At 31.4% G+C, this 392-nt stretch carries 1 protein-coding gene; it reads right to left on the bottom strand.

Features of this window, described 5'->3' with window-relative positions:
* On the bottom strand, nt 1-392 hold a 392-nt coding region (locus tag LJD32_RS15110; protein WP_227403852.1), incomplete at both ends, for a hypothetical protein.

The raw sequence follows: 392 nt of genomic DNA on the forward strand, positions 1-392 counted from the left end.
TTGTAAGTTGTTTTTCTAAAAAAATTGATAAAGTTCCTAATTTTACTTTAAGCAGTTCTTTTAAAGTATTGAGTTTTCCTTCATCTCTCATTCTTTGAAATAATTGATTCATTGCCTTGCACATATTGATTTCATCTCCTTCTGATAAGTCTTCTCTTCTAATATTTGTACACGTAAATGTTGCCGCCATCATGAAGCTTTCTGTTTCAATTTTACGATTTTCTCTTAATCCATCATAACTTCCTGCAAACATACTTTGATCAATTTCTACGACATCTCTTAATCTTCGATTCATAAGCTTTCTTGCATCCATTGTTTTAAGGTCGACAACAGGTAGTCTCCAATCATTGATATAAGGTTCCATCTCTGATGGTATACTTTTCAATGTTTCT

The organism is Faecalibacillus sp. TM498 (genome assembly GCF_020589955.1).
Lineage (GTDB): Bacteria > Bacillota_I > Bacilli_A > Erysipelotrichales > Coprobacillaceae > Faecalibacillus > Faecalibacillus intestinalis.